This is a genomic window from Ciceribacter sp. RN22 (assembly GCF_024054295.1).
Taxonomy (GTDB): Bacteria; Pseudomonadota; Alphaproteobacteria; order Rhizobiales; family Rhizobiaceae; genus Allorhizobium; species Allorhizobium lividum.
In genome coordinates this window covers 2,012,952-2,021,281 of sequence record NZ_JAMXLD010000001.1, presented here as the reverse complement: position 1 = coordinate 2,021,281, position 8,330 = coordinate 2,012,952, and the positions used below count along the sequence as shown (strand labels likewise).

The following is an 8,330-nucleotide window of genomic DNA, read 5'->3' as shown; positions in this document are numbered from 1 at the left end:
ATCTCCCCCACAGGGGGGGAGATCGGAGGTGGCGGCCACGCCGCACCATCTCCGGGGCTGGAATTTGCGGTAGGCGATTCTGAGGGCACGGCGCCACCTGAGGCTGGCGCTTGCCGCGAGCGGCTCTCCCCCCTTGTGGGGGAGATGCCCGGCAGGGCAGAGGGGGGAAAACAAGCGTCGACGTCCGTCGTTGCCATCTGCTTCTACCGCGCGCTCGTCCAGAGCGGCGAGACGAAGCCGGTAGAGGCCCTTATCGACGCCTTGAAGGCCGAAGGGCTTGCCGCATTGCCGGTCTTCGTCTCGAGCCTCAAGGATGCGGTCTCGGTCGACACGCTGCGCGCGATCTTTGCCGAGGCGCCGCCCGCCGTGGTGATCAATGCGACGGGCTTTGCCGTTTCCGCGCCGGGTGCCGAGCGCCGGGCGACCGTGCTCGACGAGGGCGGGGCCGTCGTTTTGCAGGCGATCTTCTCGGCTTCCGCGAAGGATGCATGGCAGGCATCGAGCCAGGGGCTTTCGGCACGCGATCTCGCGATGAACGTGGCACTGCCCGAGGTCGACGGCCGGGTGCTCGCCCGCGCCGTCTCGTTCAAGTCGGCGGCCCGCTTCGACGAGCGCGTCGAGGCGAACATCGTCACCCACGAGCCAGAGCCGGGACGGACGGCCTTCGTCGCGGCGCTCGCCGCCCGCTGGGCGCGTCTCAGGCAGACACCGGCCGCCGATCGGCGGGTGGCGCTGATCATGGCGAACTATCCGAACCGTGACGGCCGTCTCGGCAACGGCGTTGGCCTCGATACCCCGGCCGGCACGGTCGAGGTGCTGCGCGCCATGGAAAGAAGCGGCTATGCGGTCGGCGACGTGCCGGAGGACGGCGACGCGCTGATGGCGCATCTGATGGCCGGGCCGACGAATGCCGCGAATGACGGACGAGAAATCCGCGAAACCATTTCCCTGAATCGGTACAAGGCCTTCTTCGAAAAGCTTCCGAAAGCGCTTCAGGGAGAGGTCACCGCTCGCTGGGGCGTGCCGGAGAACGATCCCTTCTTCGTCGACGGGCGGTTCGCCCTGCCGCTGTCGCGGTTCGGCAACCTGCTCGTCGGTATCCAGCCCGCCCGCGGCTACAACATCGATCCGAAGGAAACCTACCATTCGCCGGACCTCGTGCCGCCGCACGGCTATCTCGCCTTCTATGCCCATCTGAGGACGGAATTCGACGCCCACGCGGTGATCCACATGGGCAAGCACGGCAACCTCGAATGGCTGCCGGGCAAGGCGCTGGCGCTGTCGGAGACCTGCTATCCGGAGGCGGTGTTCGGCCCCTTGCCGCATCTCTATCCCTTCATCGTCAACGATCCGGGCGAGGGTACGCAGGCGAAGCGGCGGACCTCGGCCGTCATCATCGACCACCTGACACCGCCGCTGACGCGTGCCGAAAGTTACGGTCCGCTGAAGGACCTGGAAGCGCTGGTCGACGAGTATTACGAGGCAGCCGGCGGCGATCCCCGACGCCTGAAGCTGCTGAAGAAGCAGATCCTCGACCTCGTCGCCGACATCGGCCTTGACGAGGATGCCGGGATCACCAAGGGCGAGGCGGAGGAAAGCGCGCTCGAAAAGCTCGACGCCTATCTCTGCGACCTCAAGGAGATGCAGATCCGCGACGGCCTGCACATCTTCGGCCTTGCGCCCGAAGGCCGGCTGCTGACCGACCTGACCGTCGCTCTGGCCCGTGTGCCGCGGGGGCTGGGCGAAGGTGGCGACGCCAGCCTGCAGCGGGCGATTGCGGGGGATGCTTTCGGAGGAAACCCCTCCCCAACCCCTCCCCACAAGGGGGAGGGGCTGCCACTCGCGCCCGGCGCGCGCCCAGAGGAGCAAGGCGAGCCGCGCGTTGTCTCCCCCCTTGTGGGGGAGTTGGCCGGCAGGCCAGAGGGGGAGATTTTGGACGCTGACCGTTCCTTCGATCCCCTCGACTGCGTGATGTCCGACCCCTGGAACGGACCGCGGCCGGCGATCCTTGCTGACATTGACGGCCAGCCGTGGCGCACCAAAGGCGACACGGTCGAGCGCATCGAACTGCTGGCCGCAAGGCTGGTGGCGGGCGAGCAGACGTGCCCCGAAACGTGGCTGCGGACCCGCGCGGTGCTCGACGAGATCGAGAACCGGCTGAAGCCGTCGGTCGTCGCCTGCGGTCCGGCCGAAATCGAAGGCTTGCTCACCGGCCTTGCCGGCCGCTTCGTGCCGCCCGGCCCCTCCGGTGCGCCGACGCGCGGCCGGCCGGACGTGCTGCCGACGGGCCGCAATTTCTACTCGGTCGACAGCCGCGCGGTGCCGACGCCGGCGGCCTATGAGCTCGGCAAGAAGTCCGCCGAACTGCTGATCGCCCGTTACGTGCAGGATCACGGCGAGTGGCCGACCTCGTTCGGCCTTACCGCCTGGGGCACCTCGAACATGCGCACGGGCGGCGACGACATCGCCCAGGCGCTCGCGCTTCTTGGCGTCAAGCCGCTCTGGGACATGGCGTCCCGCCGCGTCACCGGCTTCGAGATCGTTCCGCAGGCCGTCCTCGGCCGGCCGCGCGTCGATGTGACGCTCAGGATTTCCGGATTCTTCCGCGATGCCTTTCCCGAGCAGATCGCCCTTTTCGACCGCGCAGTCCGCGCCGTCGGTGCGCTGGAGGAAGATGCAGCGGACAACCCCATCGCCGCTCGCATGCGGGAGGAGGTCGCGCGGCTACGCGAAGCGGGCATGGACGAGGCCTCGGCCGCCCGCCGCGCCGGCTACCGCGTCTTCGGCTCGAAGCCCGGCGCCTATGGTGCGGGCCTGCAGGCGCTGATCGACGAGAAGGGCTGGGAGCGCCGCGGCGATCTCGCCGAAGCCTATCTCGTCTGGGGCGGCTATGCCTACGGCGCCGGCGAAGAAGGCAAGGCCGAACGCGGGCTCTTCGAGGAGCGGCTGAGGTCGGTGCAGGCGGTTGTGCAAAACCAGGACAATCGCGAGCACGACCTTCTCGACAGCGATGACTACTATCAGTTCGAGGGCGGGATGACGGCGGCGGTCGAGCATGTGTCCGGCCATCGGCCGAGCGTCTATCACAACGACCACTCCCGCCCGGAACGGCCGGTCGTGCGCTCGCTCGAGGAGGAGATCGGCCGCGTCGTGCGGGCGCGCGTCGTCAACCCGAAATGGATCGAGGGCGTCATGCGCCACGGCTACAAGGGCGCCTTCGAGATCGCCGCGACGGTCGACTACATGTTCGCCTTTTCGGCGACCACCGGAGCGGTGCGCGACCATCATTTCGAGGCGGTCTACCGGGCCTTCATCCTCGACGAGCGGGTGCGCGACTTCATGGCGGAAAAGAACCCGGCAGCGCTAGAGGAAATGTCGGCGCGTCTGATCGAGGCGATCGACCGCGGGTTGTGGACGCCGAAGAGCAATTCAGCGATGTTCGACCTGACACGGCTTGTCGGCGGTAAGCACTGAAATCACATCTGGAGGATGACACCATGACTGACGAGCTTTCCGGCGCCGCGCCCGAGGATCTTGCCCGCCACGCGGAGAAGATGGCCAAGAAGAAGGCCGCGCGCGACAAGATCATGGCCACCAAGACCGACGAGAAGGGCCTGATCATCGTGCACACCGGCAAGGGCAAGGGCAAGTCGTCGGCCGCCTTCGGCATGATTTTTCGGCACATCGCGCACGGCAAGAAATGCGCGGTCGTGCAGTTCATCAAGGGCGCCATGTCGACCGGCGAGCGCGACCTGATCCTGAAACACTTCTCCGATATCTGCGAGTTCCACACGATGGGCGAGGGCTTTACCTGGGAGACGCAGGACAAGGCGCGCGACGTCGCGATGGCGAAGGCGGCCTGGGAAAAGGCCAAGGAGCTGATCCGTGATCCCGCCAATTCCATGGTGCTGCTCGACGAGATCAACATCGCCATCCGCTACGACTACATCGACATCGGTGAGGTGGTGGAGTTCCTGAAAACCGAGAAGCCGGAGATGACCCATGTCGTGCTGACCGGCCGCAACGCCAAGGACGAGCTGATCGAGATCGCCGACCTCGTGACCGAGATGGAGCTCGTCAAGCATCCGTTCCGTTCCGGCATCAAGGCACAGATCGGGGTGGAATTCTGAAAGGCAACCTCGCTCAATGTGATGATGGGCCGGCTCCAGGTGTCGTCTGACGGTCCAACGAAGCTGGGTTGGATCGAATCAGGCCCCACGCCTCCAGGGTGCCGATTGCGGTATCGACGCCGTCTTCCCGTCTGAGCCGTTGGCCGAGCTCTGCGGCGGCGCGCTGCATGGCAGGATATTCGACGGCACGCAGGGCTTTTTGCAGGCGTGTTTCGGTCATCTGGCTTCGCCGGATCGGAGGCGGTGCCGCGCCGTGCCGCTGGAGACGGGATGCCCAGAAAGGCTGATCGCCGAAGACAGGCACAACGATGGAGGGGATGCCGGCGCGTGCGGCTGCGATCGAAGTTCCCGCACCTCCGTGATGGATTGCGGCCGCCATTAGCGGCAGCAACCAGTCATGCGGCACATGTTGGACGATGTGGATGAGCGGGCAATCTGCAATTTCTCCGCTCTGCAGTCCGCCCCAGCCCGTCGCCAGAACAAAGCGTTGGCCGGTCTCGCGTGCGACCCTGGCCATGGTCCCGGTCAAGGCATCGGCGTCGATATTTGTCATGCTTCCGAAGCCCGCATAGATCGGCCTCGGTCCGGAAAGCAGGAATGTTGTCAGTTCGGGCGAGGGTTTATACTCGGACGAAGCCGGCAAGACCCAAGCTCCCGTCACCTGGACCGTGTCGGGCCACTCGGGGTCCGGCGGTACCAGTGTGGGGCTGTAGCCGAACAGCCTGAGATGGCGTGACTGGATACCGGAGAGCGGTCCGGGTGCCGTATAGGGATCGAGTCCCAGCCCAGGACGCACAACCTCTTGATATGCCGGTGTCATCACGCTCCAGACAAGACGGCGTGACAGGCGACCGAGAAGCCGGTTGGCAGCGCCGGGCAGACGATACATCCAGCGTGGCAGCGGCATGAGGGGCGGATTTCTGGACGGCAGCGTGGGGACAAGTTGCGTCTCGACCACAGGAAGGTCGAGCCGTTCCGCGATCGAATCCGCCAGCAGGAAGACCATGCCGTTGCCGATCAGCAGATCCGCATCCGCCGCGGCCGCCATGCCTTGTCTCGGCCAGTCCTCCGCGAGCATCCTAAGGCGGTCGCGAAACTTGCGGGCCATATCGGGTGTCGAAAGTCCCCGCTTGTGCAGATCCGGGTCCTCATGCATCCAGCTGCGGAAATCTCCCGACAGCGGGCGATAGTTGAGACCATGGGCGGTGACGAGATCAGCACAACTTTTGTCCGTGGCGATGGTGATGATGTGGCCCTTGCGCGCCAGGCCAACGCCCAGGGCGACCAGTGGCCGCACGTCCCCCTCCGTGCCGATGGTGAAGATGGTGACACGCATGGCCTGTTTCCTGAGCCAAAATCGATACTTGAAAGGCGACTTGATGAATGACGGCCGTCATCGTGTGCAGGCGCCGTGCCTGCGTCAATTCGCAAGGATCTAGGGGTGTTCGACGTTTTCAGGCCGTGTGTGTGCCGAAATGGGTGAGGTTCGCAGAGCCGGGATGGGCTGTCGTCAAACCCCGAGCCACATCCTGACCGGATTGGCGGGATCGGCGAGCAGCTTCGTGGCAAGGGCGAGGCAGGTGACGACGAGGAGCGGGCGAATGATCTTCGCGCCGTTGCGCATGGCAAGCCGCGAGCCGGTCTGGGCACCGAGAAACTGGCCGAGCCCCATCAGCAGCCCGATCTTCCAGAGCACGGCGCCGGTCATCAGGAAGACCAGGAAGGCGCCGACGTTGGAGCCGAGGTTGAGGAGCTTGGTGTGGGCCGTCGCCTTCAGCATGCCGAAGCCGGCGAGCGAGACGAAGGCGAGCATGAAGAAGGAGCCGGTGCCCGGGCCGAAGACGCCGTCGTAGAGGCCGATTACAGGCACGATGGTGCCGCCGAAGAGGACGTTTGAGAGGCGGCGGTGCCGGTCTTCGTCGCTGAGGTTCGGCTTGAAGGCGAAATAGAGGGCGATGGCGACGAGCAGGAAGGGCATCAGCACCCGCAGTACCTCGCCGGGGACGATGGTTGCGATCATTGCCCCGACGGCGCCGCCGAGGACCGCCATCGCCGCCATCGGGCGCTGCGCCTTCAGGTCGACATGGCCCTTGCGTGCATAGGCAAGTGTGGCCGACAGGGCGCCGAATTGCGACTGCAGCTTGTTGGTGCCGAGCGTTTCGAGCGGCGGGATGCCGGCGATCAGCATGGCCGGAATGGTGATCAGCCCGCCGCCGCCGGCGATCGAATCGACGAAGCCCGCGACGAAGGCCGCGATGAACAGGAGAACGAAGACTTGCAGGGCGAGATCGGCCACGAAACGACTCTTTCGGGGGAAGGTTGAGGACGCCGGCACTCTTGCACCAGCGATCCGCGCGCGGCAACCGTCTTGCCGCATGTCGTCGCGCGGCTCGGGGCCGTGGCGCAGACTCCACAGCTTCCGGCGCAATCCGGTTTGACCGCGGCCATGGGCTTCGGTAAACCACTCGCTAATGTGCGACGGCGCCTGTTTGACAGGCTGGAAATAGTCCGGTGCGGCCGACCCAAGTCGGGGGCCAATTCCGGAGCTGTCCCGATGGCCGCAGGACCGCTTGACGGTTCTGGCGCTTCGTACATGTGGAAAGCAACGAAGCAGGAGGCCGGAAAGAATGACGGAAAAATTCGGAATCATGGTCTGCGGACACGGCAGCCGCAACCAGAACGCCGCGCGCGAATTCGCCGTGATCGCCGAAGCCTTGAAAGCGCGTAACCCGGACATGCCGGTCGAATACGGCTATCTGGAGTTCTGCAATCCGGTGATCTCGGCCGGCCTCGACAAGCTGAGGGGGGAAGGCGTCACGCGGGTGCTGGCGATCCCCGGCATGCTCTTTGCCGCGGGCCACGCCAAGAACGACATCCCGTCGGTGCTCAACACCTACCAGGCGCAGAATCCGGGTATGGTCATCGAATATGGTCGTGAACTCGGCATCGATCTCAAGATGATCCGCGCCGCCGGCGACCGCACCCAGGAGGCGGTCGACAAGGCAAATGCCGAACTGGGCTTCGTCGACAAGCACGATACGCTGCTGATGGTCGTCGGCCGCGGCTCCTCCGATCCGGACGCCAATTCCAACGCCGCCAAGGTCATGCGCATGCTCTGGGAAGGCATGGGTTTCGGCTGGGGCGAGACCTGTTATTCGGGCGTGACCTTCCCGCTCGTCGAGCCGGGCCTCACCCATGCCGCCAAGCTCGGTTACAAGCGCATCATCGTGTTTCCGTATTTCCTTTTCACCGGCGTGCTGGTGAAGCGGATCTACTCCTACACCGACGAGGTGGCGGCCCGTCATCCCGAAATACAGTTTGTCAAGGCGAGCTACCTGAATGACCATCCGCTGGTGCTCGAAGCCTTCCAGGACCGCGTCGGCGAAGTGCTGAACGGCGCGGCAGTGATGAACTGCCAGATGTGCAAATATCGCGAGCAGGTGCTCGGCTTCGAGGCCGATCTCGGCCAACGCCAAGAAAGCCACCACCACCACGTGGAAGGCATCGGCGGCGGGCTGGAAGACTGTCCCTGCAAGGGCGACTGCGACGCCTCCTGCCGCGATCCGGACTTCTGCAGGGAGCATGGGCTGCCCTGGACGCCCGTTCATTCCCACGCGGAGCCGAACAACCTCGAACCGGCCTTCGACTACGCGGCGTCGACCACGCTCGGCGGCAAGTACGGCCATCTCCTGAATGCAACGCCTGATGCCGAACTCGACGCGGTGATGAACGCGCCGTCGAGCGGCAAGGCGCATGTCCACGAGCACGGCCCGAACTGCGGCTGCGGACATCATCATGGCCATCATCACCATGGCCACGACCACGATCACCACCACGATCACGGCGATCACCACCACGACCATGACCATGCGCACCATCATGGCCACGGGCATGGCCATGATCACGATCACGGACACCACCACGCACCGTATCCGCATGCGGACCATCCGCTCGGCCCGAGGTCTATGCAGAAGAAATGATGATGGTTTTCGCCGGGTCACCCCCCTCTGGCCTGCCGGCCATCTCCCCCTCAAGGGGGGAGATCGGTATGCGGCGCGGACATCGCCAAAACAGGTTTGGCCGCGAGCAAAGCGCTGGCGGCGCCGATGATAGGTTGGCCATCCGTGAATCGGCGGCAGTCATGCGCCATGCGGCAAATCCGAAGGTCGAAAGCGCCGGCTCCGGATGTCCGGACGGTAC

The 8,330-nt window shown here is 65.3% G+C and carries 5 protein-coding genes; 3 read left to right on the top strand and 2 right to left on the bottom strand.

Going from position 1 to position 8,330, the window contains the following annotated elements; translation table 11 throughout:
• Positions 1-135: 135 nt before the first annotated feature.
• Together cobN and cobO are read left to right on the top strand one after the other, a co-directional pair.
• Positions 136-3,474: a cobaltochelatase subunit CobN gene (cobN, locus tag NHF53_RS10010; RefSeq protein ID WP_252834954.1), complete on the top strand. Its 3,339-nt coding sequence runs from the start codon at positions 136-138 to the stop codon at positions 3,472-3,474.
• A 23-nt stretch (positions 3,475-3,497) separates the two neighbouring features.
• Positions 3,498-4,130, top strand: a complete 633-nt coding sequence (cobO, locus tag NHF53_RS10005) for a cob(I)yrinic acid a,c-diamide adenosyltransferase (protein WP_252834056.1) — start codon at positions 3,498-3,500, stop codon at positions 4,128-4,130.
• Between the two features lie 13 nt (positions 4,131-4,143).
• Here the strand turns inward: cobO and NHF53_RS10000 are convergent, their stop codons facing one another.
• Both NHF53_RS10000 and NHF53_RS09995 read right to left on the bottom strand, forming a co-directional pair.
• Positions 4,144-5,466, bottom strand: coding sequence for a glycosyltransferase (locus NHF53_RS10000; RefSeq protein ID WP_252834055.1), 1,323 nt, complete (start codon positions 5,464-5,466; stop codon positions 4,144-4,146).
• A gap of 174 nt (positions 5,467-5,640) precedes the next feature.
• Positions 5,641-6,426, bottom strand: coding sequence for a TSUP family transporter (locus NHF53_RS09995; protein WP_252834054.1), 786 nt, complete (start codon positions 6,424-6,426; stop codon positions 5,641-5,643).
• A gap of 331 nt (positions 6,427-6,757) precedes the next feature.
• On the opposite strand from NHF53_RS09995, the gene NHF53_RS09990 reads away from it, so the two are divergent.
• The gene (locus NHF53_RS09990) at positions 6,758-8,110 is read left to right on the top strand and encodes a sirohydrochlorin chelatase (protein WP_252834053.1); all 1,353 of its coding nucleotides are present in this window, start codon (positions 6,758-6,760) and stop codon (positions 8,108-8,110) included.
• The last annotated feature ends 220 nt before the right edge of the window (positions 8,111-8,330 follow it).

Coding starts and splice junctions, on each gene's coding strand:
- NHF53_RS10000 (WP_252834055.1), bottom strand. CDS start 5,466: ATGCGTGTCACCATCTTCACCATCGGCACGGAGGGGGACGTGCGGCCA.
- cobO (WP_252834056.1), top strand. CDS start 3,498: ATGACTGACGAGCTTTCCGGCGCCGCGCCCGAGGATCTTGCCCGCCAC.
- NHF53_RS09990 (WP_252834053.1), top strand. CDS start 6,758: ATGACGGAAAAATTCGGAATCATGGTCTGCGGACACGGCAGCCGCAAC.